Origin of the sequence: Falsiroseomonas ponticola (assembly GCF_016805305.1) — a bacterium.
GTDB lineage: Bacteria > Pseudomonadota > Alphaproteobacteria > Acetobacterales > Acetobacteraceae > Falsiroseomonas > Falsiroseomonas ponticola.
This window is the reverse complement of sequence record NZ_JAERQN010000012.1, coordinates 95,254-119,964: the sequence shown is the minus strand read 5'-3', so window position 1 is coordinate 119,964 and position 24,711 is coordinate 95,254. Positions and strand designations below refer to the sequence as shown.

Annotated in this window: 26 protein-coding genes; 16 read left to right on the top strand and 10 right to left on the bottom strand. The window is 70.5% G+C overall.

Annotation, left to right across the window (positions count from 1 at the left end; translation table 11 throughout):
* Window positions 1–68: 68 nt before the first annotated feature.
* The 3 genes from JJI54_RS26820 to JJI54_RS26810 all read right to left on the bottom strand — a co-directional run bounded on the left by JJI54_RS26820 (window position 69) and on the right by JJI54_RS26810 (window position 3,718).
* Window positions 69–1,751: a methyl-accepting chemotaxis protein gene (locus JJI54_RS26820; protein ID WP_203076487.1), complete on the bottom strand. Its 1,683-nt coding sequence runs from the start codon at window positions 1,749–1,751 to the stop codon at window positions 69–71.
* Window positions 1,752–1,844: 93 nt separating this feature from the next.
* Entirely contained in the window at window positions 1,845–2,804 is a 960-nt protein-coding gene (locus JJI54_RS26815) for an ABC transporter substrate-binding protein (RefSeq protein WP_203076486.1), read from the bottom strand.
* Entirely contained in the window at window positions 2,801–3,718 is a 918-nt protein-coding gene (locus tag JJI54_RS26810) for an ABC transporter substrate-binding protein (protein ID WP_203076485.1), read from the bottom strand. The genes JJI54_RS26815 and JJI54_RS26810 overlap by 4 nt, the downstream gene beginning before the upstream one ends.
* A 93-nt stretch (window positions 3,719–3,811) precedes the next feature.
* Here JJI54_RS26810 and JJI54_RS26805 point away from each other — a divergent pair, with 93 nt between their 5' ends.
* A complete protein-coding gene (locus tag JJI54_RS26805) occupies window positions 3,812–4,777 on the top strand; it encodes a Bug family tripartite tricarboxylate transporter substrate binding protein (protein WP_203076484.1) in 966 nt (321 codons plus the stop codon).
* 60 nt (window positions 4,778–4,837) lie between these two features.
* Here the strand turns inward: JJI54_RS26805 and JJI54_RS26800 are convergent, their stop codons facing one another.
* A complete protein-coding gene (locus tag JJI54_RS26800) occupies window positions 4,838–5,602 on the bottom strand; it encodes an amino acid ABC transporter permease (protein ID WP_203076483.1) in 765 nt (254 codons plus the stop codon).
* A 106-nt stretch (window positions 5,603–5,708) separates the two neighbouring features.
* Here JJI54_RS26800 and JJI54_RS26795 point away from each other — a divergent pair, with 106 nt between their 5' ends.
* The gene (locus JJI54_RS26795; RefSeq protein WP_203076482.1) at window positions 5,709–6,509 is read left to right on the top strand and encodes a transporter substrate-binding domain-containing protein; all 801 of its coding nucleotides are present in this window, start codon (window positions 5,709–5,711) and stop codon (window positions 6,507–6,509) included.
* Window positions 6,510–6,640: 131 nt separating this feature from the next.
* The gene (locus tag JJI54_RS33040; RefSeq protein WP_203076481.1) at window positions 6,641–6,961 is read left to right on the top strand and encodes a Rid family hydrolase; all 321 of its coding nucleotides are present in this window, start codon (window positions 6,641–6,643) and stop codon (window positions 6,959–6,961) included.
* Here the strand turns inward: JJI54_RS33040 and JJI54_RS26785 are convergent.
* On the bottom strand, window positions 6,946–7,734 hold the full coding sequence (locus JJI54_RS26785; protein ID WP_203076480.1) for a creatininase family protein: 789 nt from the start codon (window positions 7,732–7,734) through the stop codon (window positions 6,946–6,948). The two genes, JJI54_RS33040 and JJI54_RS26785, sit on opposite strands and share 16 nt — an antisense overlap.
* Before the next feature lie 2 nt (window positions 7,735–7,736).
* Between JJI54_RS26785 and JJI54_RS26780 the strand changes: the two genes are divergently transcribed.
* From JJI54_RS26780 to JJI54_RS26745, 8 genes are read left to right on the top strand one after another with little or no spacing between them, the layout of a single operon-like run.
* Window positions 7,737–8,897, top strand: coding sequence for an NAD(P)/FAD-dependent oxidoreductase (locus tag JJI54_RS26780; protein ID WP_203076479.1), 1,161 nt, complete (start codon window positions 7,737–7,739; stop codon window positions 8,895–8,897).
* 26 nt (window positions 8,898–8,923) lie between these two features.
* On the top strand, window positions 8,924–9,907 hold the full coding sequence (locus JJI54_RS26775; protein ID WP_203076478.1) for an isopenicillin N synthase family dioxygenase: 984 nt from the start codon (window positions 8,924–8,926) through the stop codon (window positions 9,905–9,907).
* Window positions 9,908–9,915: 8 nt separating this feature from the next.
* Window positions 9,916–10,527, top strand: a complete 612-nt coding sequence (locus tag JJI54_RS26770; protein ID WP_203076477.1) for a phosphohydrolase — start codon at window positions 9,916–9,918, stop codon at window positions 10,525–10,527.
* Window positions 10,524–11,336, top strand: coding sequence for an amino acid ABC transporter permease (locus tag JJI54_RS26765; protein WP_203076476.1), 813 nt, complete (start codon window positions 10,524–10,526; stop codon window positions 11,334–11,336). Before JJI54_RS26770 ends, JJI54_RS26765 begins: the two co-directional genes overlap by 4 nt.
* Before the next feature lie 25 nt (window positions 11,337–11,361).
* Window positions 11,362–12,207, top strand: coding sequence for a transporter substrate-binding domain-containing protein (locus JJI54_RS26760; RefSeq protein WP_203076475.1), 846 nt, complete (start codon window positions 11,362–11,364; stop codon window positions 12,205–12,207).
* Window positions 12,207–13,109 carry an amino acid ABC transporter permease gene (locus tag JJI54_RS26755; protein ID WP_203076474.1) on the top strand — a complete coding sequence of 301 codons (903 nt, stop codon included), beginning with the start codon at window positions 12,207–12,209 and terminating at the stop codon, window positions 13,107–13,109. The genes JJI54_RS26760 and JJI54_RS26755 overlap by 1 nt, the downstream gene beginning before the upstream one ends.
* Window positions 13,106–13,729, top strand: a complete 624-nt coding sequence (locus JJI54_RS26750) for a carboxymuconolactone decarboxylase family protein (protein WP_203076473.1) — start codon at window positions 13,106–13,108, stop codon at window positions 13,727–13,729. The genes JJI54_RS26755 and JJI54_RS26750 overlap by 4 nt, the downstream gene beginning before the upstream one ends.
* Entirely contained in the window at window positions 13,729–14,544 is an 816-nt protein-coding gene (locus tag JJI54_RS26745) for an alpha/beta fold hydrolase (RefSeq protein WP_203076472.1), read from the top strand. Before JJI54_RS26750 ends, JJI54_RS26745 begins: the two co-directional genes overlap by 1 nt.
* On the opposite strand, the gene JJI54_RS26740 is transcribed toward JJI54_RS26745, so the two are convergent.
* Window positions 14,531–15,490 (bottom strand): Bug family tripartite tricarboxylate transporter substrate binding protein, encoded by a 960-nt coding sequence (locus JJI54_RS26740; protein ID WP_203076471.1) that lies wholly within the window; start codon window positions 15,488–15,490, stop codon window positions 14,531–14,533. The two genes, JJI54_RS26745 and JJI54_RS26740, sit on opposite strands and share 14 nt — an antisense overlap.
* 79 nt (window positions 15,491–15,569) lie before the next feature.
* Between JJI54_RS26740 and JJI54_RS26735 the strand changes: the two genes are divergently transcribed.
* The 5 genes from JJI54_RS26735 to JJI54_RS26715 all read left to right on the top strand — a co-directional run bounded on the left by JJI54_RS26735 (window position 15,570) and on the right by JJI54_RS26715 (window position 20,592).
* Window positions 15,570–16,535 (top strand): NAD(P)H-dependent flavin oxidoreductase, encoded by a 966-nt coding sequence (locus tag JJI54_RS26735; protein WP_203076470.1) that lies wholly within the window; start codon window positions 15,570–15,572, stop codon window positions 16,533–16,535.
* A complete protein-coding gene (locus tag JJI54_RS26730) occupies window positions 16,532–17,713 on the top strand; it encodes a CaiB/BaiF CoA transferase family protein (RefSeq protein ID WP_203076469.1) in 1,182 nt (393 codons plus the stop codon). The genes JJI54_RS26735 and JJI54_RS26730 overlap by 4 nt, the downstream gene beginning before the upstream one ends.
* Window positions 17,710–18,450, top strand: coding sequence for an enoyl-CoA hydratase/isomerase family protein (locus JJI54_RS26725; protein WP_203076468.1), 741 nt, complete (start codon window positions 17,710–17,712; stop codon window positions 18,448–18,450). Before JJI54_RS26730 ends, JJI54_RS26725 begins: the two co-directional genes overlap by 4 nt.
* Window positions 18,447–20,012 carry an AMP-binding protein gene (locus JJI54_RS26720; protein ID WP_203076467.1) on the top strand — a complete coding sequence of 522 codons (1,566 nt, stop codon included), beginning with the start codon at window positions 18,447–18,449 and terminating at the stop codon, window positions 20,010–20,012. The genes JJI54_RS26725 and JJI54_RS26720 overlap by 4 nt, the downstream gene beginning before the upstream one ends.
* 133 nt (window positions 20,013–20,145) lie before the next feature.
* Window positions 20,146–20,592 carry an NUDIX hydrolase gene (locus tag JJI54_RS26715; protein ID WP_226382148.1) on the top strand — a complete coding sequence of 149 codons (447 nt, stop codon included), beginning with the start codon at window positions 20,146–20,148 and terminating at the stop codon, window positions 20,590–20,592.
* A gap of 71 nt (window positions 20,593–20,663) precedes the next feature.
* Here JJI54_RS26715 and hydA read toward each other — a convergent pair whose 3' ends face one another.
* The 4 genes from hydA to JJI54_RS26695 all read right to left on the bottom strand — a co-directional run bounded on the left by hydA (window position 20,664) and on the right by JJI54_RS26695 (window position 24,653).
* Window positions 20,664–22,130 (bottom strand): dihydropyrimidinase, encoded by a 1,467-nt coding sequence (hydA, locus tag JJI54_RS26710; RefSeq protein ID WP_203076466.1) that lies wholly within the window; start codon window positions 22,128–22,130, stop codon window positions 20,664–20,666.
* 10 nt (window positions 22,131–22,140) lie between these two features.
* The gene (locus JJI54_RS26705) at window positions 22,141–22,824 is read right to left on the bottom strand and encodes an amino acid ABC transporter permease (protein ID WP_318987595.1); all 684 of its coding nucleotides are present in this window, start codon (window positions 22,822–22,824) and stop codon (window positions 22,141–22,143) included.
* Window positions 22,825–22,891: 67 nt separating this feature from the next.
* Window positions 22,892–23,713 carry an ABC transporter substrate-binding protein gene (locus JJI54_RS26700; RefSeq protein ID WP_203076465.1) on the bottom strand — a complete coding sequence of 274 codons (822 nt, stop codon included), beginning with the start codon at window positions 23,711–23,713 and terminating at the stop codon, window positions 22,892–22,894.
* Between the two features lie 28 nt (window positions 23,714–23,741).
* Window positions 23,742–24,653: a dihydrodipicolinate synthase family protein gene (locus JJI54_RS26695; protein ID WP_203076464.1), complete on the bottom strand. Its 912-nt coding sequence runs from the start codon at window positions 24,651–24,653 to the stop codon at window positions 23,742–23,744.
* Window positions 24,654–24,711 lie beyond the last annotated feature (58 nt).

Here is a 24,711-nt window from a genome sequence, read left to right as displayed (position 1 = left end):
GCGAAGGATCCGGGCTCCCGGGTGCCGGACCAGGCATGGGCCAGCGCTGTCGAGTGGATCGCGGGCGGTCAGGCGGCCCTGATGCCACCCAGGAAGTTGTCGATCCGCCCCCGCAGTGCCAGCGCATCCTGCTGGAGGCCGGAGGAGGCGCCGCGCACACGCCGCGCGGTCTCGCCGGTCTGCCGCGCATCCTGCGTGACGCCGCTTGCGTGACGGCTCACATCCTGCGTTCCGGCCGCGGCTTCCGCGACGGCACGGCCGATCTCATGGGTCGCCGCGGCCTGCTCCTCGGCAGCCGCGGCCACCTGCTGCGTCGCATTGCTCATGGTCGCGATGGTGCGCGCGATGTCCTGGATGGCGCTGACCGCCTTGGCGGTGCCGACCTGGATCGCGCTGATCTGGGCGCCGATCTCCTCCGTCGCGCGGGCGGTCTGGGTGGCCAGCGCCTTGACCTCCCCGGCCACCACGGCGAAGCCCTTGCCGTGTTCGCCGGCACGCGCCGCCTCGATCGTCGCATTCAGGGCCAGGAGATTGGTCTGCGACGCGATGCCGGTGATGAGGCGCACGACTTCCCCGATGCGCTGCGCGGAGCCCGAAAGCTCGCCGACCGCCACGTCCGTCGCCTCCGCCTGCTCCAGCGCGAGGCGGGCCGATTGGGCGCTGCCGTTGATCTGCCGGGCGACTTCCCCGACCGATGCGGCCATCTCCTCCGCCGAGGCGGCCACGGTCTGCACATTGGCGCTGGCCTGTTCGGATGCGGCGGCGAGGGACGTGGCACGCTCCGCACCGCCAGTCGCGATGTCCTGCATCTCGCCCGCCGTGGTGTCGAGCGCCGCCGAGGCTTCCATGACGCGCGCGAGCGCCGCTGTCGCTTCCGCCTCGAAGCCCTGCACCATGGCTTCCAGAGCCGCGGCCCGGGCCGCCTTGGCAGCAGCCTCCCGCGCCGTGGCTTCGTCGGCCGCGCGCTTCTCCAGCAGCGCCCGGTGGAAGGCGTGCAGGGCGGTGGCGATGCGGCCGATTTCCGTTCGCGGCGCTATGGCGGGCACCACCACGGACAGGTTGCCGCCCGCCATCGCCTGCATCGGGCTGATGACGGAGGCGATGTCGCGATCCACCCCGCGCAGGATGATGAAGGCCAGTCCCCCGCCCAGCAGCACCGACAGGGCGACAAGGCCAAGGACCAGGGTCCAGGTCTGGGAGAAGGCCTCGGCAGCCTCCCGCCCCGATCGCGCGCTGTCGTCGATGTTGAGTTGCACCAGCTTGTCCAGTTCCTCCCTCAGCGTGCGATAGGCGAGGATGGCGCGGTCTTCCAGCAGCTGTGCGGCCTGCTCCTTCTGCATCGCGCGGGATGGCGCCAGCGTCTCCCGCGCCGCCAGCACGTAGCCATCCCAGGCGCGGCGCATGCTGCCGATGAGCTGCCGCTCGGCGGCGCTGTTGGCAAGCGGCTCATACGCGGTCAGCACCTGCGCGAAGCGGGCTTCCCACATCTCCATCCGTCCCTCGACCCGCCGCATCTCCGCCTCCGTCGTCTTGACGACGTGCAGCGCCAGGTTGAAGCGATGGTCGCCGGCGACAACATTCAGGGATCCCAGCCCCCGCACGCTCGGCATCGTGTTGGTTTCGAGATCAACGGCCACCTCGCGCACCGCGCCCATGCGGTTGAGCGCGACGGCGCCGAGCAGGACCGTGAGCACGAGCAGAAGACCGAAGGTGCCGATCAGCCGTCTGCGGATCGAGAGGTCACCGAACATCGAGCATCTCCTGCAGACCCGATCCGTTTTGGGATGGGGGCAGGGACCGTCGATAAGGCGGTTGCGGTAAAGAAACGGTATCGCATGGTGCGATCACCGACCTCGCCTGATTTCGATCGGTGGCAGGAAGTCCGGCGTGAAGACCTCCGCCGCGCCAGGCCGGCGTGGCAGTTCCAGCGCCTCCGCCAGTTGCGTGATCGCCTGCGCCAGCCGGGCCGGGTGCGCGTCCCCGATGCCGAGCACCGCGCCCTCGGGGTGCCCCATCTCCCGCGCGATGGTGCCGCGCCAGCGCTTCGTTTCGATCCGCAGGTCGATATCGGGCGCCAGGCGCCGCACGGCCTCCACGCCCCGTTCGGGGTCCGCCACCGCGGCGGCGAAGCCGCGCGCCACGGCATCGACCAGCGCGCGCAGCACCTCGGGCTCCCGCTCCACCAGGTGGCGCGACGCGATCAGGGCGTTGCCGTATAGGTCCGGCAGCCAGGTGGCGTAGTCCAGGAAGCGCAGCGACCCCGCCAAATCCAGCCGCGCCGCCTCCAGCGACGCGATGATGGTGTTGGCGAAGCCGAACACGCCGTCGGAAGCGTCGCCCACGATCATCTGCCGCACCTGCTCGGCCAGGGATGCCTCCGATGGCTGGATGCGGACGCTGCGGGCATCGAGCCCCACGGCGCGGGCCAGCGCCGGGAAGGCCAGCAGCGCGGCATCCCGTGCATGGCCCGTCAGGATGCGGCCGCCCAGGTCCACGGGATGCTGCGCGGCGCCGGCGACCGGCACGGCGATGGTCAGCGGCGTGCGGTTGAAGCCGATGAAGACCGCCTGCGGCCCGCTGCCCGGCGCGCTGTGGCCCAGCCGCATGATGAGGGCGGAGAGGTCGCCATAGGCCAGGTCGCAGACATCCTCCGCCATGTCGGCCACCACGGCCGCGGCGCCGTTGCCCGGCTGCCATTCCACCGCGATGCCCGCTGCCTCCAGCAGCCCGTCGGCCTCCGCCAGCAGGAAGCCGGCATGGGGGCCGGAAAAGCCGGCATTGAGGCGGATGCGGAGGCGTCTCATCGGGCGGCTCCCAGGAAGCGTGAGGTGAAGAGGCGGTCGGGATCGGTCGGTGGCAGGCCGAGGCTGGCGGCGAAGGCGGTGGCGGAACGGGCGAGGCGCCCGGGGGCGATCGCGCCGGGGGGCAGGCCGGGCGCGGCATTTGCCATCTCCACCGCCAGCGTCGTCTCCCAGCGCAGCCGTTCGGCCACGGGATCGGCGGCGGGGGCGAAGGACAGCACCGCGTCCATCGCCGCCGCGGGCTCCGCCATCGCCTCCCGCACCCCACGGGCGAGGGCGGCGCAGAGACGGCCCAGCAGCGCCGGTTCGTCCCGCACCAGGCGGGGGGAGGCCATCACCAGGCTGCCGAGGCTGTCCGGCAAGGCGGCGTCGTAGCGGAGGAAGCGCAGCCCCCGCGCGGCGTCGCGGCCGATGGCGGCGGTGATCGTGCTGACATAGCCGAACAGGCCATCGGCCTCCCCCGCCCGCATCCAGGCGACGAGGTTGGCCATCGCCCCTTCCGCCGGGGCCACCACGATGCCGGCGGGATCGATGCCGGTGGCGGCGGCATAGGCGGGGAAGCAGCGCAGCGCGACATCGGAGGCATGGCCGGTCAGCCGCCGTCCCGGCAGGTCCGCCGGCCCCCCGATCGGACCCGTTGCCAGGACGGCGATGGCGCTGGGGGAGGCATTGTGCACGGCGAAGATGCCGATCGGCGCCACCTCCGGTTGCCGCGCCGCGACCTCCACCAAGGAATGGACATCCCCATAGGCGAGGTCATGGCCCCCCGCGACGAGGCCGGGCGCGGCGTTCCAGGCGCCCGTCCCGGGCGTCAGGTCGATGGCGATATCACCGAGGTAGCCGCGGCGGATGGCCAGCAGCAGCCAGGCCTGGGGGCCCGAGAAGCCGGCATTCAGCAGCATCGTCAGGCGCGGCATGGGCGGGCTTCGGGGCCTCGTCATCAGGGAGGGGAGGGCGTGGCACGGGATTGGCATGCAAGGCCCGTACCGATCCGGACGGAGCCCGCCTGCATGCCGAGCCGCCGCCGACTACTGGCCGCCACCGCCGCGACGCTCGCGCTGCCGGCCATCGCGCAGCCCGCCTGGCCGAGCCGTCCGGTGCGGATCCTCATCTCCTTCCCGCCCGGCGGGTCGAGCGACTTCGTCGCGCGCGTCATCGCGCCGCAGATGGCGGAGATGTTCGGGCAGTCCTTCGTGGTCGATAACCGACCCGGCGCGGCGGGCATGCTGGCTGCGGAGGCGCTGAAGCGCGAACCCGCGGATGGGCACGCCTTCCTGCTCTCCAACAACGCGCCCTTCACCATCGCGCCGACCATGTTCCCGCGCATCACCTACAACGCGCTGCGTGATTTCACGCATGTCGCCTATCTCGGCAGCACCTTCGGCGGCTGCGTCGCGCATCCCTCCCTCGGCGTCCGCACGCTGGAGGAGCTGGTGGCGAAGGCGAAGGCCGCGCCGGGGACGATCAATTTCGGCTCCTCCGGCATCGGCAGCATCGGGCACATCACGGGGGTGAATTTCTGCCTGCGCGCGGGCATCGACATGGTGCATGTCCCCTATCGCGGGGCGGGGCCGCTGCGCATCGACCTGATGACGGGCGTGGTGGCGCTGAACTTCGAGGGCATCGTGGGCAGCCTGCCCGCCATCGCGGCCGGGCAGCTGGTGGGCCTGGCCGTGGCGGCGGAGGACCGCATCCCGGCCGCGCCCGGCCTGCCGACCTTCCGGGAGCTCGGCCATGACCTCATCATCAAGAACTGGCACGGGCTGAGCGCGCCGGCCGGCCTGCCGCCCGCCATCGCGGAGCGGCTGCAGCGCGGCCTGGCGGAGATCTGCGCGCGCCCGGCGACGACGGCGCAATTCGCCACCATCGGCAACTATCACGCGCCGATGGCGGGCGCCGATTTCCCGGCCTTCGTCGCCGCGCAGATCGATCTCTGGCGGCCGATGATCATCGCCGCCGATGCGGTGGACAGGTAGCGCCCGCCGCTCATGCGGCGAAGCCGGGCGCGCGCCCGGCGCCTCACGGCATGATGCAGCCTACCCCACCCGCCGCACGCCCTGGTCCGCGCCCATCTTCTTCTCCAGCCACCGCACGGCGAAGGAGATGCAGAGGATGAGCACGAGGTATTCGAGGATGAGGATGGTGTAGATCTCGAGCGGCCTGAACACCGTCACCACCAGCTCATTCGCCTTGCGGGTCAGCTCCTGGTAGCCGATCACGCTGGCCAGGGACGACATCTTCACGACGTAGATGAACTGGTTGGCGATGGGCGGCAGCACGCGGCGGATGGCCTGCGGCAGGATGACGAAGCGCATGCGCTGCCAGGGCGACAGGCCGAGCGCCATCGCGGCCTCCCGCTGCCCCTGCTCCACGGATTGGATGCCGGCGCGGAAGATCTCGGCCTCGAAGGCGCTGTCGCAGATCGCGATGGCCAGCATCGCGGCGACGAAGACATCGAGCCGGATGTCGAGCACCACGGGCAGCCCGTAGAAGACCCAGAGGATCATCACCAGGATCGGGATGGCGCGGAACAGCTCCACATAGGCGCGGTTCGTCCAGCGCAGCACGCGGAAGCGCGCCATGCCCATCATCGCGACCGCCAGGCCCAGCAGCACCGACAGCAGCATGGTGGACAGGCTGAGCGACACGGTGGCCCAGAAGCCCGACAGCATGAAGGACAGGTTGGCCTGGCCGCGGGAATCCCGGGGATCGACGACATGCCACCCCCAATTGCCCCCGCAGCCCGCCAGCAGGGGCAGGGCGGCCAGCAGAAGGATGGTGGCGCGCGCCTGGAGTTTCATGCGATGCGGTGTCCCATCGAATCCCGGCGCACCCGTTGCACCTGGCCAATCGTTGTCGCACCCTTATGTCCCAAAGCAAGCCCGCTTGCTCGTCAGGAGACCCCCCATGCAACGCCGCTTCCTCCCCGCCGCTGCCGCGGCCGCCGCCGCCGTGGCGATGCCCGGCCAGGCCAGCGCCCAGGCCGCCGGGGCCTCCCGCCTCCAGACCATTCAGTCGGCGGGGCGCATCCGCTTCGGCACGACGGGCGACTTCAACCCGATGAGCTTCCGCGACCCCGCCAGCCGGGAGTATCGCGGCCACCAGATCGATGCCGCCAACCAGCTGGCGCGGGACATGAACGTGCGCGCGGAATTCATCGCGACGGATTGGCGCACCCTGATCAACGGGCTGCAGGCGGACCAGTACGACGTGGTCTTCACCGGCACCTCCATGTCCGTCCCCCGCGCCATGGCCGCCAGCTTCTCCATCCCCTGGGGCCGCAACGCCTTCGTGCCGCTGGTCCGCCGGCGGGATGCCAACCGCTTCGCCAACTGGGACGCGCTGAACCAGCGCAACGTCACCATCGGCGTCAACCTCGGCACCACCATGGAGACCTGGGTGCAGTCCGCGCTGCCCGGCGCCACGCTGCGCCGCGTGGAAAGCCCGGCGCGGGACTGGCAGGAACTGCTCGGCAACCGGGTGGACGCGACCATGTCCTCCCTGATCGAGGCCGCCTTCCTGACGAAGGAGTATCCGGACCTCGTCGCCATCTTCCAGAACACGCCGCGCAACCCGATCCCGATGGCCTTCCTGAGCCCGGTCAACGACGTGGTCTTCACCAACTTCCTGAACGCCTGGATCACCATCCGCACCGCCAGCGGCTTCTTCGAGGAGATCAACACGCGCTGGGGCGTTTCGCAGGGGTGAGCCCGTCCGATGACGGGAGCGACCGCAGGTCGCGGACGTCTGAATCGGCCGGGCCGACAACAGGCCAGCGGTCGTCGCACGCCACCGACCGGCCCTGGGAGGTCGCCTGCGGCTATAGCCGGGCGGTGCGCGTGGGGCCCTATGCGGAGACGGCGCTCTGCAGCCCCTGCGCGCCGGACGGCACGGTGCTGCACCCCGGCGATGTGTACCGGCAGACGCTGGCCTGCCTCGACCTGATCCGGGAGAGCCTGGAGGCGGTGGGCATGACGATGGCCGATGTGGTGAAGACCCGCATCTACGTCGTGAACCCCGAGCACTGGAAGGAATCCGGCCGCGCGCATGGGGAGGTCTTCGCCGATATCCGCCCCGCGCTTGGCTGGATCTACATGAGCAGCTTCTTCGCCCCCGGCATCACGGTGGAGGTGGAGGCGACCGCCTACCGCGCCGCATGATCCGGTGCCGCCTGGAAGGCCGCGAAGACCTCCGCGACATCGGCGACCGCGGCCTCCAGCAACGGATGGCCGTGTTCGGCGCGGGCCAGGGACGGGTCGCTGCCGATCAGCCCGTCCGGGAACATGGCGCGGTGGCGCGCCGCATCCAGGTGGCGGTCGCCGCCGGCATCATGCAGCGGGTCGGCGGGCAGGGGGCGGAAGGCCGGCCAGCCTTCCGGCTGCGCCTCCGGATGCAGCGCCATGGCGATGGCGATCTCCGACGGCGTCGCGTGGAAGCCCTCCCGGTCCCCATACGGCTCCCGCCGCAGCGCCGTCAGGCGCGGCCCCTCCCACCACGTCCGCAGCTTCACCGTCAGCGGCGCGGGCAGGAGGAGGCGCCCCATCGACACCTCCGCCATCACCTCCTGGATCGCGGCCTGGGCCGGCGCGATGTTCCCGCCATGGCCGGTCAGCAGCAGCACCCGGGTGAAGCCGCCCAGCGCCAGGCTGGTCATCACATCCACCAGCACGGCCATCAGCGTGGAGGGCCGCAGGCTCGCCGTGCCCGCCCGCCCCAGATGGAACTGCGCCTGTCCATAGGCCAGCACCGGCGCGCTGACGCCATCCGCCCGCGCCGCCGCGCCATCCGCCACCGCCTGCGCGCAGATCGCATCCGTCCCCAGCAGCCCCGGCGCGCCATGCTGTTCCAGGCTGCCGAGCGGCAGGATGATGCCGCGCTGGCCCACGGCGAAGCGCGCCTCCAGCGCCGAGACGCTCATCCGGTCGAGACGCATCCATGGACTCCCTGACCCGCCGAATCGCTGGGCTGCTGCAGGATCGCACGGACCGGCCGCGGCGCATCGCCGTGGTCGGCGCCGGCATCCTCGGCCTTTCCGCCGCCTGGGCGCTGGCGCGGCGCGGCCATGCGGTGACGGTGCTGGAGGGCGGGCCGATCCCCAACCCCGGCGGTTCCTCCGCCGATGAGGGCCGGATCATCCGCCACGCCTACGGCACCATGCAAGGCTACGCCGCGATGATGCCGGCTGCCTTCGCCGCCTGGCGCGCGCTCTTCACGGAGACGGGCCAGGATCGCCTGGTGCCGGCCCGCGCCATCTATGCGCTGCGGGAGGAAACCCCCTGGCAGGGCGCGGTGGCGCGGACCCAGGCCAGCCACGGCCTGCCCTTCGCGGCCGTCGATCCCGCGACCATCCCCACCCTGAACCCGGAGGGCGTGATCCGCGCCATGGAGGTCGGGGGATCGGGCATGCTGCTGGCGGCACCCATCCTGGCGGACCTGGCCGGGCTGCTGCCGCGCTGTGGCGTGGAACTGCGGCCCCACACCCCGGTCGCCGCCTGCCCGGAAGGGGGTCCGCTGCTCGTGGATGGATCGCGCGTCGCCGCGGATGCGACGCTGGTGGCCGCCGGCGCCGGCGTGCTGGCGCTGATGCCGGAAGCCGCGCGGCGATTCGGGCTCCGCGCCTCGCTCCAGACCATCGCCTATCTCGATCCGCCGCCGGGGCTGTGGGAGGACGCGCCGATGCTGCTCTGCCGCCTGCCGGGGCATGCGACGGGCGGCATCTATGTGCTGCCGCCGCGGGCGGGCACGCGGCTGAAGATCGGGGATTACGACACCTCCCTCACCGTCGATCCCGCCGCGCCACGCCATCCGCCCAGGGCCGGGCGCGTCGCCGCCCTGCTGGATGCCGGTGCCCGCGCCATCGCCGGATTCGACCGCTACCGCCTGATCGCGGCGCGCCACTGCCTCTACACCATGGCACCGGAGGACCGCTTCGTGCTGCGCGGGGTCGCGCCCGGCGTCACGCTCGCCAGCGCCTGTTCGGGCCACGGCTTCAAGCTGGCGCCGCTGATGGCGCTCGGCCTGGCGGCGGCGGTGGAGGGACAGGTGACGGGCGAGGAACTCGCCTTCTGGGCTGGCGGCCACGCGGCTTCCGCATGACAATGGCGACAGAGGAGACTGTCACCATGGCCTATGCGACCGCGAAGCAGATCGCCGTCAGCGAGATCCCCGTCATCGACATCGGCGCCCTGGTGGCCGGCGACCCTGAAGGCAGCGCCGCCGCCGGCCAGGCGATGCGGGAAGCCAGCGAGCGTATCGGCTTCTTCTACGTCGCCAACCACGGAATCCCCCAGGCGCTGATCGACGGCGTCTTCGCCCGCGCGCGCGACTTCTTCGCCCTGCCGGAGGACGCCAAGGCCGCGGTGAAGGTCAACAAGCGCCACCGCGGCTGGATCGGCCATGGCGGTGCCAAGATGTATACGGGCGCCAAGGTCGATCTGAAGGAAAGCTTCGTCTTCGGCCTGGAACTGCCGGAGGATGATCCCGACGTCGCCGCCGGCACGCCGCTGATGGGCCCGAACCAGTGGCCGGAAGCCCTGCCCGCGCTGCGGGAGACGGTCTATCCCTATTACGAGGCGGTGCTCGGCCTCGGCCAGGCGGTGCTGCGCGGCCTGGCGCTCAGCCTCGGCCGCGATGCCGGCTTCTTCGCGGAGCGCTTCGCGCGTCCGCTCGCCCGCGGTTCGCTGATCTGGTACCCGCCGCAGCCGCCCGATCTCGGCCAGGACCAGTTCGGCGTCGCCCCCCACACGGATTACGGCGGTCTGACCTTCCTCTACCAGGACATGACGGGCGGGCTTCAGGTGCGCAGCGCGAGCGGCGACTGGGTGATGGCCCACCCGATCGAGGGCACCTTCGTCGTCAATATCGGCGACCTGATGCATCGCTGGACGAATGACCGCTTCCATTCCAACCCGCATCGCGTGGTGAACACCTCCGGCCGCGCGCGGCAGAGCGTCGCCGTCTTCTACGATCCCGGCTTCCACACCGTGGTCGATCCGCGTGACCTGCTGGACGATCCCGCCCAGGCGAAGCACGCGCCCGTGGCCTGCGGCGAATGGGTGGTGGGCCGCTTCGACAAGGCCTTCCGCTACCGGGCGCCGACGGGCTGACCCGCGCGATGGCGGCGGATCGGTCCCCCCTGCTGGAGCCCGGCTGGCAGTATGTCGAGGCGCCGCGCCTCGACGCCTTCCGCCGTGGCGACTGGGAATTGCTGGCGCGGCAGCGCCAGGTCTTCGATGCCGGGCAGCAGGCGGCGCATGCGCTGCGGATGCTGGAGGCGACCGCCGCCGATCCCGGCTTCGGCTACCAGGTCAACAACTACCGCCACAGCATCCAGGCCGCGACGGCGGCGCTGCAGGATGGGCGGGACGAGGAATACGTCGTCGTCACCCTGTTCCACGATGTCGGCTTCACCGTCTGCCCGAACAGCCATGGCGCCTTCGCCGCCGCCATGCTGGCGCCCTATGTCAGCGACGCCAGCCGCTGGATCCTGGAACGCCACCAGATCTTCCAGTCGCACCACTGCCACGACCACCCGGACGAAGCGGTGGACCCGGATGGCCGCGAACGCTGGCGCGGCCACGAACACTTCGCCGCCACGGCCGAGTTCGTGGAGCGCTACGACATCACCACCATCGCCGCCGGCCTGCCGGAAGCGCCGATCGCCGTCTTCGCCCCCATGGTCGCGCGCATCCTGTCGCGCCCGCCGCGCCGCATCCTGCCGCCGTGAGGCCACCCCCCGCCGCCGCGCGGTGGCAGGGCCGCCGCCGCGCCCTGATCGATATCGCGCAATTCGCGGTCTTCGCCGGTGCGCTGGTCTGGCTTGTCGTCTCCGGCGCCGCGGGGATGGGCTACAACTGGCAATGGCACCGCGTGCCCCGCCACCTGTTCCAGGTCTTCGAGGGTGAGTTCTTCCCCGGGCCCCTGCTGAAGGGCCTGGCCGTAACGCTGGAGATCAGCGCGCTCGCGCTGCTGCTGACGGTGGTGATCGGCCTCGGCGCCGCCATCCTGCGGCTGTCGGGCTCGGTCGCCGGGCGCTGGATCGTGGCCTGCTATGTGGAGGCCATCCGCAACACGCCGCTGCTGGTGCAGCTCTACATCGTCTATTTCATCCTGGCGCCGATCCTCGGCATGGATCGCTTCTGGGCCGGGGTGCTGGCGCTGGCCATCTTCGAAGGCGCCTTCGCCGCGGAGATCTTCCGGGGTGGCATCCAGGCCGTGCGCCTCGGCCAATGGGAAGCCGCGTGGACGCTGGGCCTCTCGCGCGCCCAGGCGTATCGCCTCATCATCCTGCCCCAGGCCTTGCGCGTGATCCTGCCGCCGCTCGCCGGCCTCGGCGTGTCACTGATCAAGCACTCCGCCATCGTCAGCGTCATCGCCATCTTCGACCTGACCAATGAAGGCCGGAACGTCATCAGCGACACCTTCATGACCTTCGAGATCTGGCTGACCGTCGCCGCGCTCTATCTATGCGTGACGGTCACGCTGTCGCTTGCCGTGCAGGGGCTGGAACGCCGGCTGCGCGGCGCCGCGGCCTGAACGACAACCGAGAAGGAGAGAGACGATGGGTTGGATCACGAGACGCTTCCTGGCCCCCGCCGCCGCGGCCGGCGCCGCGGTATCCATCACCGGCACGGCCCAGGCGCAGACCGCGGATGCCCGCGCCGCGCTGGCCGCGTCCTCGGTCATCGAGGAGATCAAGCGCCGCAACACGCTGCGCGTCGGCATGTCCACCTTCGTGCCCTGGGCCTTCCGCAACCGCGCGGGCGAGCTGATCGGCTATGAGATCGACGTCGCGACGCGCCTGGCGCAGGATATGGGCGTGCGGCCCGAATTCGTGCCCACGGCCTGGGACGGCATCATCCCCGCGCTGCTCGCCGGGCGCTTCGACATGATCATCGGCGGCATGACGGTGACGGCGGCGCGCAACCTCTCCGCCAACTTCACCAATTCCTACTCCGCCTCGGGCGTGGACCTCGCCGCCAGCCGCCGCCTGGCGGAGGGCATGACGACGATGGAGGCCTGGAACCGCCCCAACGTCACCATCAGCGGCCGTCGCGGCACCTCCGCCCTCGCTGCCGCGCAGCGCCTGTTCCCCCGCGCCACCTTCCGGCAGTTCGACGACGATGCGCAGTCCATCCTGGAAGTCGTGAACGGCCGCGCCCATGGCATGGTGGGATCGATGCCCCGCCCGCGCTTCGCGGTGCTGGACAACGAAGCCGCCCTGTTCAGCCCCTTCGCCCAGCCGCTGGCCCGCCAGATCGACAGCATGGCGGTGCGCAAGGGCGACCCGGATGCGCTGAACTTCCTCAACAACTGGATCGCGTCGCGCCAGCTCGACGGATTCCTGGAGGAACGCCAAGCCTACTGGTTCCAGAACCGCGAATGGCGGGACCAGGTCCCGGGCTGATGCAACGTCCGGGAGGTCCTTTCGCGCGGGGCACCCCGCGCTTCGGCCTGCTGGACGCCGCCCTGCTGGCAATCGTCGTCGGTGCGCTGGGCTTCCTGGCCTGGCGCGCCGGCGCGGCGCTGGATTATCGCTGGAATTTCGGTCCCGTGCTGGGCTTCGTCGCACGGCACGACGCGGAACGCGGCTGGGTCGCCAACCTGCTGCTGCAGGGCGTGATGACGACGCTCCGCGTCTCCTTCTGGGCGGCGATCGTGGCGGCGGTGGTCGGTACGCTGATGGGCATCGCGCGCAGCGCGACGGCCCTGCTGCCGCGCCTGGTGGCCGGCGCCTATGTCGAGACCATCCGCAACATCCCGCCGCTGGTCTTCATCTTCGTCTTCTACTTCTTCGTCACCGCGCAGATCGTCCCCGCCCTGGGCCTGGAGGACTGGATCCGGCGGCAGGACGAGGACACGCTGCGCGTCATCGGCTGGCTCTTCGGCCCGCCGCAGCACGCCACCGGCGTGATCGCCGCCATCCTCTGCCTCGGCCTGTTCGAGGGCGCCTATGTCGCGGAGATCGTCCGCGCCGGCATCCAGTCCCTGCCGCGCGGGCAGTGGGAGGCCGGGCAGGCGCTCGGCCTCTCGCGCCTCCGGCTGTTCCGCCTGGTGATCCTGCCACAGGCCGTGGCGCGGGTGGTGCCGCCGCTGGCGGGGCAGGGGATCAGCCTGGTGAAGGACAGCTCCATCATCTCGCTCATCTCCATCCAGGACCTGTCCTTCCTGGGGAACGAGGTCGCCGCGACCACCGGCCGTGTGTTCGAGACCTGGCTGGTCGTGGCGCTCTTCTACTTCATCATCTGCGCCCTGCTCTCCGCCGCCGCCGCGCGGCTGGAACGGCGCTTCGCCAAGAGGATGTCATGACCGAAGACGCGAATCCCGCCTGGATCCGGCTGGTGCCCTACGACGAAAGCGAAGGGTATCTGCGCACGCTCTATGACCGCGTGAAGGGCCCGGGCGGCAAGATCGACAACGTGATGCGCGCGCACAGCCTGCGGCCGCACACGATGGAAGGGCACAGCGCCCTCTACAAATCGGTCCTCCACCACACCGGCAATTCCATGCCCGTCTGGTTCCTGGAATGCCTGGCCGTCTACACCAGCCTGTCGAACCGCTGCGACTACTCGGTCGCGCACCACTTCGCCGGCCTGTCGCGCCTGCTGAAGGACGAGGCCCGCGCCGGCGCCATCTACAAGGCCTTCGCCGCCGCCCAGCCCGAACGCGTCTTCCAGGGCAAGGAACTCGCTTTGCTGCGCTACGTCCGCAAGCTGACGCTCGATCCGCAGGGGATGGTGGAGGCCGATATCGCCGCGCTGCGGGAGGCCGGGGCGAATGACGGGGAGATCCTGGAGGCTAACCAGGTCTGCGCCTATTTCAACTACTCCAACCGCCTGCTGAACGGCCTTGGCGTCACCACAGCCGGGGACATCCTCGGCACCTCCCCGCCCAACACCGACTCCCTCGACGATTGGGAACACCATTGATGCCCTTCGCCGCCACGCGCATCGCCCGCGCCGCCGATGGCCTGGCGCTGGCCTATGCCATCGCCCCGGCCCCGGGCGCGCCGCGGATCGCGCTGTTGCATTCCCTGGCGCTCGACCGGCATTTCTGGAACCAGGTCGCCGCCGCCATCGGGGGTCGTGCCGAGCTGCTGGCGATGGATTGCCGCGGCCACGGTGCCTCCGGCCGCGATGCCGGGCCGACGCCCGTCTCCCGCATGGCGGATGATCTGGCGGCGGTGCTGGATGATGCGGGCTGGGACCGCGCGCTGGTCTGCGGCTGTTCCATGGGCGGCACCATCGCGCTGGCCTTCGCCGTCGCCCATCCCGCGCGCTGCACGGCCCTGGTCCCGATCGACACCACCGCCTGGTACGGCCCCGAAGCCCCCCAGGCCTGGGGCGATCGCGCCGCGAAGGCGGAGGAAGCCGGTATGGCCGCGCTGCTGCCCTTCCAGCACGCCCGCTGGCTCAGCCCCGCCTTCCGCGAGGCGCATCCGGAGGTGGAGGCCGCCGCCGATGCGGTGTTCCTGGCGAATGACGTCGCCTCCTACGCCGCCGCCTGCCGCATGCTGGGGCAGGCCGACCTGCGGGAAGCGATTGCCGCCATCCGCGTCCCGACGCTGGTCATGGTCGGCACGGATGACGGCGCGACGCCCCCCGCCATGGCGGAGGAGATCGTCCGCCGCATCCCCGGCGCCACCCTTCAGCCGCTGGAGGGTGCGCGCCACCTGACGCCGCTGGAACGCCCGGCGGAGATCGCGGCGGCGCTGCTGCGCCTCGCCGGCGCTACTCCGCGCTGATCCGCGCGCGCGTCGCGACCTCCCGCCATTGCGGGACCTCGACGCGCATGCGCTCCGCCAGCCGCGCGGGCCCGTCCAGCAGCAGCGTGGCGCCGCTTTCCTCCATGCGCGTCGCCAGGATGTTGCCGCGGGCCAGCGGCGCCATCTCCGCCGCCAGGCGCTGCACCACCGCGGCCGGCGTGCCGCGCGGCCCGAACATGGCGTACCAGATGGCAAGGTCGAAGCCCGGCACCGCCTCCGCGATGCTGGGCACCGCGGGCAGGACGGGGCTGCGCTGGCCGCTGGTGATGGCGATGCCGCGCAGCCTGCCGTCGCGCAGATGCGGCAGCGCATCGATGGTGCCGGCGACCACCAGATCCGTGTCGCCGGACAGCAGCGCCGTGGTCGCCTGCGCCGCGCCGCGATAGGGCACGTGCAGCAGCTCGATCCCCGCCCGGGTGGCGAACAGCGCGCCACCCATATGCGTGGTCGAACCGACGCCGGAGGTGCCATAGGTGAGGCCATCCGGCCGCGCCTTCGCGCGCGCGATCAGGTCCGCCAGGTCCCGGATGGGATGGTCCGGCCGCGTCATGATGACCATCGGCGCATCGCTGATGACGGTGATGGGCACCAGGTCGGCGATCGGGTCGTAGCCCGGGTTCCGCATCAGCGCTGGCGCGATGGCGACGCCGGAGGTCGAGACCAGCAGCGTGTGCGGATCATTCGTCGCCACCACCTCTCGTGCCCCGATGGACCCGCCCGCACCGGGGCGCGTCTCCACCAGCACGGTCTGGCCCAGCGCGCGGCCGAGGTGGTCCGCCAGGAAGCGCGCCGGCACCTCCACCGGGCCGCCTGGCGCGAAGGGGACGATGAAGCGGATGGTCCGGCTGGGCCAGGGCGCCTGTGCCAGGGCCGGAAGGGGCAGGGCGGCGGCAGCAGCCACCAAGGCACGGCGCGTCATTCGCATCATTGGCGTTCCTCCCTGACGGTTGACAATATCAACCAATATGCCCGAAACCGGCAAGGGCCTGTCGAGGAAACGCCGCATGGACCGCATGGGATTCCGATCGCGCCTGCCGCGCCTGCTCGGCATCCGCCACCCGATCATCCAGGGCGGCATGAGCTGGGCCTCCTCCAGCCCCGCTCTGGCGCTGGCGGTCAGCCGGGCGGGCGGGCTTGGCGTGATCGCGGCAGGGCCCATGCGGCCGGATGACCTGGTCGCCGCCATCCGCACGGTGCGCGCGGGCACCGACGCCCCCTTCGCGGTCAACGTGCCGCTCTACAACAAGCGGTCCTCCGAGTTTCTCGATATCGCGGCGGCGGAGCGCGTGCCCGTGATGATCGGCAGCCAGGGCGGCCCCCGCGGCCATGTCGAGCGCTTCCAGCGCCTTGGCGCGCGCTGGCTGCATGTGGTGGCGGCGCCGGAGCATGCCGTGAAGGCGGAAGCCGCCGGCGTCGATGCCCTGATCGTCGTGGGTGGGGAGGCCGGCGGCCACCCGCCGCCGCATGAGGTGTCCACGCTCGTGCTGGTCCGCGCCGTGGTGAAGGCCGTCACCATCCCCGTGGTGGCCGCCGGCGGCATCGCCGATGGCGCCGGTATCTGCGCGGCCTTCGCGCTGGGGGCGGAGGGCGCGCAACTCGGCACCCGCTTCCTGATGACGCGGGAGGCGACGGTGCATGACGCCTACAAGCAGGCGGTGCTGAAGGCCGGCATCGCGGACACCGCCCTGGTCGGCAAGCAGGGCCTGCCCATCCGCCAGCTCCGCAACCATTTCGCCCGCGCCATGGAAGCGGCGGAGCGCGCCGGCGCCACGAAGGAAGCGCTGGACGATCTCTTCAGATCACGGTCCCTGAAGGACGCGGCGCTGGATGGCGATGTCGCCAATGGCAAGACGGAGGCCGGCCAATCCGCCGGCCTGATCGATGACATCCCGGGCGCCGAGGAACTCATGGGGCGCCTGGTGCGGGAAGCCGAGGCGATGCGCCTCCGCCTGGCGGGGGCCTCGCCATGAAGCCGCTGGACGGTGTGCGCATCCTTGACCTGTCGCGGGTGCTGGCCTGCCCCTTCGCCACGATGCTGCTGGCGGAGATGGGCGCCGAGGTCATCAAGGTGGAGCAGCCCGGCACCGGCGACGAGACTCGCAGCTTCGAGCCCTTCTTCGATTTCGGCGTCAGCGGCTACTACCTCGCCTGCAACCGCGCCAAGCGCAGCATCACCGTGGACATGCGGAAGGAAGGCGGCCGCCAGGTGATCCGCGACCTCGCGGCGCGCGCCGATGTCGTCGTCGAGAATTTCCCGACCGGCGCGCTGAAGCGGCGGGGGCTCGACTATGCGTCGCTGAAGGAAGTGAACCCGCGCCTTGTCTACCTCTCCTGCACCGGCTTCGGGCAGACCGGTCCCTATGCGAAGCGCAAGGGCTACGACACGGTCTTCCAGGCCATGGGCGGGCTGATGAGCCTGACCGGGGAGCGCGGCGGCGGCCCGGTGAAGCCCGGCCTTCCCGTGGCCGACCTGACCTCGGGGCTCTGGGTCGCCATCGGCCTGCTGGCGGCGCTGCGCGGGCGGGATGCGGCGGGGCAGGGGGCGCATGTCGATTTCAGCATGCTGGATGGCCAGGTGGCGCTGCTGACCATCGCCGCCGCGCGGCTGTTCGCGCTGGGGGAAGTGCCGCCCCGCCTCGGCACCGAACATCCCGGCCGCGTGCCCACCGCCAGCTTCCGCTGCCGCGACGGCCGCTTCCTGCACATCACCGCCAGCGACCAGCACTGGGCGCCGCTCTGCACCGCGCTCGGCCTGCAGGAATTGCTGGCGGATGCGGCGCTGTCCACCAATGCGGGCCGCCTGGCCCAGCGCGACCGCGTGATGGAAGCGATGACGACGGCGATGGAGGCGATGACCCGCGCGGAGGCCGTCGCGGCGCTGGACGCCGTCGATGTGCCGAACGGCCCCGTCCTGGCGCTGGACGAGGTGGTGGCCGACCCGCATGTCCAGGCCCGCGGCTGCATCGCCGAAGTCCCGCATGGCGAAGCGACGCACCCCGCGCTGCGCCTGCCCTTCCGCTTCGACGGCTTCGACGACCCCGCGCCACGCCCCGCACCCGCGCTCGGCGCTGATACGGACGCCATCCTTTCCGAACTCGGCTACGACGCCGCCCGCATCGCCGCGCTGCGCGAGGAATCCGCCCTATGACCGATGACGTCCTGATCTACGACGCGGCCGATGGCCTGGTGACGCTGACGCTGAACCGTCCCGCCGCCCGCAACGCGCTGAACACCGCGCTCGCGGAATCACTCGCCGCCGCCTGCCGCCGTGCGACCGCGGAGGCCGCAAAGCTCGTCGTCATCCGCGGCAACGGTCCCGTCTTCTGCGCCGGCGCGGACCTCAAGGAACGCCAGGGGATGAGCGACGACGCCGTCCGCGCCCGCCGCGTGAAAGGCTTCCTCGCCTACGACCTGATCGAACGCCTGCCCATGCCGAGCATCGCCGTGGTGGAGGCGCCCGCCATTGGTTCCGGCGTCGAGATCGCCGGCGCCTGCGACTTCATCATCGCCACCCCCAAGGCCAGCTTCCGCACGCCCGAGGCGCTGTGGGGCACGGTGGGCGCCACGCAACGCCTGCCCCGCATCCTCGGCAAGCGCCTCGCCAAGGACATGATGTTCACCGGCCGCACCCTGACGGCGGAGGAGGCCGTCGCCGCTGGCTTCGTCACGCGCCTCCTCCCGCCCGAAGCGCTGGGAGCCGCGCTGGCGGAGATCACCGCAACGATCCTGAAGGCGCCCGCCACCGGCCTCGCTTTGGCCAAGCGCAGCATCGATGAGGGGCTGGAACGCGACCCCCGCGGTGCGCTGGCCACGGAACTGCTGGCGATCGAGGAAAGCCTGGCCGCCGCCGAATGGCGCAAGACCATGGCGGGCTTCGGCTCATGAGCTGGACGAAGCGCCTCGCCGACTTCCTCGACGCCCATGCGCGTGACCGTGGCGCGGATGAGGCGGTCGTCGCCCGCGATGCGCGCCTCACCCATGCGCAGCTCCGCGAAGAAGCCCGCGCCATCGCGCGCAGCCTGCTCGCGCGCGGCATCGGCAAGGGCGACTTCGTCGGCCTGCTCATGGGGAACGATGCGCGCTGGGTCAGCAGCTTCTACGCCTGCGCGCTGATCGGCGCCGTCACCGTGCCCATCAACACGCGATTCAAGGCGCCGGAGATCGCCTTCGCGCTGTCGCGCGCGAAGTGCAAGGCCGTGCTGCTGTCTGCGACCTTCCTTGGCATCGACTTCGCCGCCGCGGTGCGCCAGGTGGCGCCGGAACTGCCCGATCTCGCGCACATCATCGTCAGCGGCGAGGAATCCTGGGACGTGTTCCGCGCGCAGCAGTCACCTGAAGCGGTGCTCGACGCCGCCATCGCGCAGGTCAACGCCGATGATCCGCTACTGGTGCAATACACATCCGGCACCACCGCCCATCCCAAGGGCGTGCTGCTGACGCATCACAACATGCTCCGCAACGCCACCGTCTGTTCGCAAAAACTCGGCGTGCGCAGCGATGACCGCTATCTCAACTGCCGCCCCTTCTTCCACGTCGCGGGCTCCACCCTCTCGCTCCTCGTCTGCCTCGTCACCGGCGCCACCCTCGTCACGCCCCCGACCTTCGAGGCCGGCGAGGCGCTGGCTCTGCTGGATCAGGAGCGCTGCACCGTCACCTCCGGCAATGACGCGATCTTCCAGCTCATGCTCGCCCATCCGTCCTTCGACCGCACCCGCATCCACCTCCGCGGCGGCTGGGCCGCGGCGGGGCCGGAGACGATGCGCCGCATCGTGGAGGAGATGGGCGTCGGCGATCTCTGCTGGGCCTATGGCCTCAGCGAGGCTTCGCCCAACGTCGCGCTTTCCGACCATCGCGAACCCGTCGCCGCCCGCATCGCCGGCGGCGCCGTGCCCCATGAAGGCCTCCAACTCCGCATCGCCCATCCCGAGACCTTCGCCGCGCTCCCGCCCGGCAGCGCGGGCGAGATCCAGGTGAAGGGCTGGTCCGTGATGAAGGGCTACCTCAATGATCCCGACAACACGGCCAAGGCCTTCACCCCGGACGGCTTCCTGCGCACTGGCGACCTCGGCACGATGGATGCGGATGGCCGGCTGCGCATGGCCGGCCGGATCAAGGACGTGATCCGCGTGGGCGGGGAGAACGTGGCCCCCGCGGAGGTCGAGGAGGTCCTCTCCGCCCACCCCGCCGTCGCCATGGCCCAGGTGGTCGGCGTTCCCGATGCCAGGCTCGGCGAAGTCTGCGCCGCCTTCGTGCAGCTGCGCGACGGCGCCAGTATCGAGGCCGCGGACCTCCTCGCCTGGCTCAAGCCCCAGGTCGCGAATTTCCGCCTGCCCCGGCACCTCCGCATCGTGAAGGATTTCGAGGCCATCGGCATGACCGCCAGCGGGAAGGTGCAGAAGGTGAAGCTGCGCGCCCATGCGCTGCAGGTGCTGGGCCTGGCTTCGTGACACCTCCATGAATTTGCGCCTTGTATACTGAAACAGCGCCAATCCGTTAATCCGCCCTTCACAAGCGCCCCATGATTCTCCATGTGGAATCAACGGGGTTCACCCCCGGCCTGGTTGGGGAACGGGGCTGGCGATGCCGGATGGCGTGATGATGGGCGGCAGGCCCGCGGGTGATCTGCGTCGCCAATGCGCGGCCGTGCCGCTGACGGGCGAGGCCGGCGACCTGCGCGTGGTGCTGGTGACAAGCCGGGAGACGCGTCGCTGGGTGGTCCCCAAGGGCTGGGTCGAGCCTGGCGAGGCTCCCCATGTCAGCGCGGCGCGCGAGGCCTTCGAGGAGGCGGGGTTGGAGGGGGAGGCCGATCCCGATCCGCTTGGCACCTATGCCTATGACAAGCGCAAGGCCAATGGCGTGCTGCTGCCCTGTGAGGTGCTGGTCTTCCGCCTGCGCGTGACGCGGATGCTGGCGGAATGGCCGGAGCGCCACCAGCGCGAACGCCGCCTGTTCCGCCCCGAAGCCGCGGCGGCCCTTGTGCTGGAACCCGACCTCGCAAGGCTCCTGCGCAGCCTCGCAGCCCCGTAAATCCGGCGGTCCAGGGTCCCCTTGGACCCTGGCGAGGGGGCACGGGGGAGCAGCGCTCCCCCGTCTTCTGCCTATGCCCCGAACCCTTCCGGCGTGATCCCCCGCGGCTTCACCATCTCGTAGGGCCCGCGCGGCAGGAAGCGCCCCGTCCCCGGCTCCGCCTGCACCTTCCCGTCCCGCATCACCACCTCACCCCGCCGGATCGTCGTCACCGGCCAGCCCGTGACTTCCAGCCCCTCATAGGGCGTGTAGTCGATGGCGTGCTGCATCAGCGCGTTGGTGATGGTGACCTTCTTTGCGGGGTCCCACAGCGCGAGGTCCGCATCCGCCCCCGGCTGGATCGCGCCCTTGCGCGGATACAGCCCCATCAGCCGTGCCGGGTTGGTGCTCGTCAACTCCACGAACTTCTCGATGGAGATGCGGCCCTTCGACACACCCTCGCTGAAGATGATCGGCAACCGCGCGGCCAGGCCCGGGATGCCGTTCGGGATCTTCTCGAAGCTCGCATTGCGGCCGGAGGAACCCTTGCCCTTGGTGCCTTCGTAGCTGAAGCCGCAATGGTCGGAGGAGACGACGTCGAGCGTGCCGCGCCGGATCATCTCCCAGATCCGCCCATGCTCCGCCGTGTCACGGGGGGAGGGCGAGCACATGAACTTCGCCCCCTCGAAGCCCGGACGGTCCATGTCGGCGGCGGTGAGGGTGACGTATTGCGGACAGGTTTCCCCCCACACCTTCACGCCCCGCGCCTGCGCCCGCGCGATCTCCTCGGCGGCATCCTCGCAGGAGACGTGGAAGACCTGGATCGGCTGGTCCACGAGTTCCGCCAGCGCGATGGCGCGATGCGTCGCCTCCCGCTCCACCACGCGCGGCCGCGACCAGGCGTGGTACTTCGGCCCCGTCAGGCCCGCATCAAGTAGCGCGCGGGTGCGCCAGCCGATGGCGTCGTAGTTCTCGCAATGGACGGTGACGAGGCAGCCATGCTCCCGCGCCGTCAGCAGCACCTTGATGTATTCGGCATCGCTCAGATGCAGCGGCTCATAGGTCAGGAAGACCTTGAGGCTGCGCACGCCCTCGGCCACCAGCTTCGGCACTTCCTGCTTCAGCACCGCCTCGGTCGGGTCGCTGATGATCTGGTGGAAGGCGAAGTCGAGCATGCCCGTCTCGCCGCGCTTGCGGGCATCGACATAGCGTTCCCAGACGCCGAAGCCCTTCCATTGCGGGATGAAGCACACGACGCTGGTGGTGCCGCCGGCGAAGGCGCTGGCGGAGGCGGTGACGAAGCTCTCCTCGTTCACCGTGACCTGCGGCTCGCCGTCGCTCATCGTATAGCCGCCGCGCGACGTCTCCTCGATGTGGCAGTGGCTGTCCACGCCGCCGGGCAGCACCAGCAGCCCGCCGGCATCGATCACCTGGGCGGCGTCCGTGATGCTCTCCGCGATCGCGGCGATTCGGCCATCCTTGATGCCGATGTCGCAGCGCGTGACGCCGAAGCTGGTGGCGACCTGGCCGCCGCGGATGGCGATGTCGTAGGTGCTCATCGTGAACCTCCTATCGTCGGTCTGCTGCATGGCCGGCATAGCCGCGGCCATAGCGTTTCTCGAGCTGCCGCTGCACCAGTTCCCAGGCCGTGGTCATCACCAGGTACCAGCAGGCGGCGGCGATGAAGAGCTCCAGCACCAGGAACTTCTCCTGGATCAGGATCTGCGTCCGCCGCAGCAGCTCCTCCATGGAGATGACGCTGGCGACGGAGGTGGTCTTGAGCAGCCCGTTCACGCTGTTGCCGAGCGGCGGGATGATGATGCGGAAGGCCTGCGGCCAGGTGATGGTGCGGAAGACCTGGGTGCGGGACAGGCCGAGCGCGAGGCCCGCTTCCCGCTGCCCGCTGCCGACGGCGGAGATGCCGGACCGCACGATCTCGCTGAGATAGGCGGCCTCGTTCAAGGCGAGGCCGAGCAGCGCCGCCGTCGTCACGCTGAAGCGGATGCCGAAGAGCGGCAGGCCCGTATAGATGATCAGCAGCTGAACCAGCAGCGGCGTGCCGCGGAAGATCCAGCAGTAGAACCCCGCGACGCCGGCCAGCACCTTGTTGCCGGACAGGCGCATCAACGCGATCAGCACGCCGAGCACCAGGCCGAAAAAGAGGGAGGCCGCGGTCAGCCACAGCGTCGTGACCGCACCTTCGAGGAGATAGGCATTGAAGAGGTAGTCGAGGAACCCCGACCAGGACCAGATATGGATGGGAAGGCTCCCCGTTGCTCAAGGAAACCGGCCCCGCCGATGCGGGGCCGGTGCAGTCCCGTTATTGCGGGCCGACGATCTCGAAGGCGCCGGTCCACTTGCTGGCGCCGTAGCGGTCGAACAGCCGGTCGTACCAGCCATCGGCGCGCATCTCCTCCATCACCTTCGCGACTTCCGTCGCCAGCACGCGGCTGCGGAAATTCAGGCTGGCCGGGCTGGGATAGAGGCCGAACAGCACGCGGGAGAATTCGCCGCGCTGGTCGTATTCCGCGGCGACGGCATCGACATTCGTCACCGCCTCCACCTGGCCGGCGCGCAGCGCCTGGAAGGCCACGGCGAAATTGTCGAAGGTGCGGATGTTCAGCGGGCGAAGGCCCTTGGCCTGCAGCTCCGTGCTGATCTGGCGCGTGCGCGCCTCCTCGAACCCGCCGATCTCCACGCCGATGGTGCGGCCCGCCAGGTCATCCACGCTGCGGATGTTGAGCGGGTTGCCGCGCGCGGCACTGATCGCGACGGCCTGGTTCTCGTAGCGCAGCATCTGCATGATGCGCGCGCGCTCCTCCGTGTAGAAGGTGCCGGTGTTGATCATGTCCCAGCGCCGCGCGGCGAGGCCCGGGATCATGGCGCTGAACTCGATCCGCACCCATTCCGGCGTCAGGCAGAGCCGCCGCGCGATCTCCACGCCGAGCTCGAAGCGCAGCCCCTGCAGCTGGCCCTGCGCATCCACGAATTGCAGCGGCCGCAGCGTCGGGTTGATGGACATCACCAGCGTGCGCGGCTTGATGAGTTCGCTGTCGGCGACGCGCGGCGTACAGGCCGGCGCCTGGGCGAAGGCGGGTGTGGCAAAGGCGGCAAGGGCCGCGGCAAGCAGTAGGCGACGCATCGGAATTCTCCCTGTGAGGTCGTTCGGTTCAGGCGGCCTGCCGCGCCCCTTCGGCGAGCAGGCCCATCTTCTGCAGCACGGCGGACAGCGCGGCCGTATCGGCACCGGGCAGCGGCAGCCGCGGCGGGCGCGGATTGCCCATGCCCATGCCCATCAGCTTGAAACCCATCTTGGTGCCGCTGACGTAGCGCGGCCCACCGACGAAGGGCAGCAGCGGCATCAGCTTCCGATAGAGGGGCAGCGCCTTGTCCATGTCCTTCTCGAAGGCCGCGGCATGGAACATGTCCGTGGACAGCTTCGGTGCCAGGTTGCTGCACACCGCGACCCAGCCGATGGCGCCGAGCCAGGCGCTCTCATAGCCGAGCACGCCGGCGAAGACCTCCATCCGGTCGCCGCAGAGATCGACGATATCCCGCACGCGGGTCACTTCCAGCGTGCTTTCCTTGACGTATTTGCAGTTGGGGATGCGGGAGATCTCGGCCAGCATCGCCGCCGTCATGTCCACATTCGCCGTGGCGGGGTTGTTGTAGACCATGATGGGAATGCCGATCGCCTTCGCCACCGTGTCGTAGTGGTGCATCAGCTCCGGCAGCGTCGGCACCGAATAGAAGGGCGGGATGATCATCACGCCGTCCGCGCCCAGCGCCTCGGCTTCCTTGGAGGTGCGCACGACCTCCCGCGTATCCTCGGCGCCCGTGCCGATCAGCACGGGCACGCGGCCACGCGCGGTCTTCACCACCGTCTCGACGATCTGCGTGCGTTCGTCGGGGGACACGGAAAGGAACTCGCCCGTCGAGCCCAGCGGGATCAGGCCGCGTATACCCTCGCGGATCTGGAATTCCACCAGCCGCTCCAGCGCCTTGACATCGACGGCGCTGCCATCTTCCGTGAAGGGCGTGATCAGGACGGTGTAGCAGCCGCGAAAAGGCTCGCCGGCCATCGAATGACTCCCATGTCTCAAGTGGGCAGCATCCAGCCCAGTTTCCGCGAAAGCATCA

Excerpts from the sequence above, each read along its gene's own strand:
- JJI54_RS26820 (WP_203076487.1), bottom strand. The coding sequence starts at position 1,751 with ATGTTCGGTGACCTCTCGATCCGCAGACGGCTGATCGGCACCTTCGGT.
- JJI54_RS26815 (WP_203076486.1), bottom strand. The coding sequence starts at position 2,804 with ATGAGACGCCTCCGCATCCGCCTCAATGCCGGCTTTTCCGGCCCCCAT.
- JJI54_RS26810 (WP_203076485.1), bottom strand. The coding sequence starts at position 3,718 with ATGCCGCGCCTGACGATGCTGCTGAATGCCGGCTTCTCGGGCCCCCAG.
- JJI54_RS26805 (WP_203076484.1), top strand. The coding sequence starts at position 3,812 with ATGCCGAGCCGCCGCCGACTACTGGCCGCCACCGCCGCGACGCTCGCG.
- JJI54_RS26800 (WP_203076483.1), bottom strand. The coding sequence starts at position 5,602 with ATGAAACTCCAGGCGCGCGCCACCATCCTTCTGCTGGCCGCCCTGCCC.
- JJI54_RS26795 (WP_203076482.1), top strand. The coding sequence starts at position 5,709 with ATGCAACGCCGCTTCCTCCCCGCCGCTGCCGCGGCCGCCGCCGCCGTG.
- JJI54_RS26785 (WP_203076480.1), bottom strand. The coding sequence starts at position 7,734 with ATGCGTCTCGACCGGATGAGCGTCTCGGCGCTGGAGGCGCGCTTCGCC.
- JJI54_RS26780 (WP_203076479.1), top strand. The coding sequence starts at position 7,737 with ATGGACTCCCTGACCCGCCGAATCGCTGGGCTGCTGCAGGATCGCACG.
- JJI54_RS26775 (WP_203076478.1), top strand. The coding sequence starts at position 8,924 with ATGGCCTATGCGACCGCGAAGCAGATCGCCGTCAGCGAGATCCCCGTC.
- JJI54_RS26770 (WP_203076477.1), top strand. The coding sequence starts at position 9,916 with ATGGCGGCGGATCGGTCCCCCCTGCTGGAGCCCGGCTGGCAGTATGTC.
- JJI54_RS26760 (WP_203076475.1), top strand. The coding sequence starts at position 11,362 with ATGGGTTGGATCACGAGACGCTTCCTGGCCCCCGCCGCCGCGGCCGGC.
- JJI54_RS26755 (WP_203076474.1), top strand. The coding sequence starts at position 12,207 with ATGCAACGTCCGGGAGGTCCTTTCGCGCGGGGCACCCCGCGCTTCGGC.
- JJI54_RS26750 (WP_203076473.1), top strand. The coding sequence starts at position 13,106 with ATGACCGAAGACGCGAATCCCGCCTGGATCCGGCTGGTGCCCTACGAC.
- JJI54_RS26745 (WP_203076472.1), top strand. The coding sequence starts at position 13,729 with ATGCCCTTCGCCGCCACGCGCATCGCCCGCGCCGCCGATGGCCTGGCG.
- JJI54_RS26740 (WP_203076471.1), bottom strand. The coding sequence starts at position 15,490 with ATGCGAATGACGCGCCGTGCCTTGGTGGCTGCTGCCGCCGCCCTGCCC.
- JJI54_RS26735 (WP_203076470.1), top strand. The coding sequence starts at position 15,570 with ATGGACCGCATGGGATTCCGATCGCGCCTGCCGCGCCTGCTCGGCATC.
- JJI54_RS26730 (WP_203076469.1), top strand. The coding sequence starts at position 16,532 with ATGAAGCCGCTGGACGGTGTGCGCATCCTTGACCTGTCGCGGGTGCTG.
- JJI54_RS26725 (WP_203076468.1), top strand. The coding sequence starts at position 17,710 with ATGACCGATGACGTCCTGATCTACGACGCGGCCGATGGCCTGGTGACG.
- JJI54_RS26720 (WP_203076467.1), top strand. The coding sequence starts at position 18,447 with ATGAGCTGGACGAAGCGCCTCGCCGACTTCCTCGACGCCCATGCGCGT.
- JJI54_RS26715 (WP_226382148.1), top strand. The coding sequence starts at position 20,146 with ATGCCGGATGGCGTGATGATGGGCGGCAGGCCCGCGGGTGATCTGCGT.
- hydA (WP_203076466.1), bottom strand. The coding sequence starts at position 22,130 with ATGAGCACCTACGACATCGCCATCCGCGGCGGCCAGGTCGCCACCAGC.
- JJI54_RS26700 (WP_203076465.1), bottom strand. The coding sequence starts at position 23,713 with ATGCGTCGCCTACTGCTTGCCGCGGCCCTTGCCGCCTTTGCCACACCC.
- JJI54_RS26695 (WP_203076464.1), bottom strand. The coding sequence starts at position 24,653 with ATGGCCGGCGAGCCTTTTCGCGGCTGCTACACCGTCCTGATCACGCCC.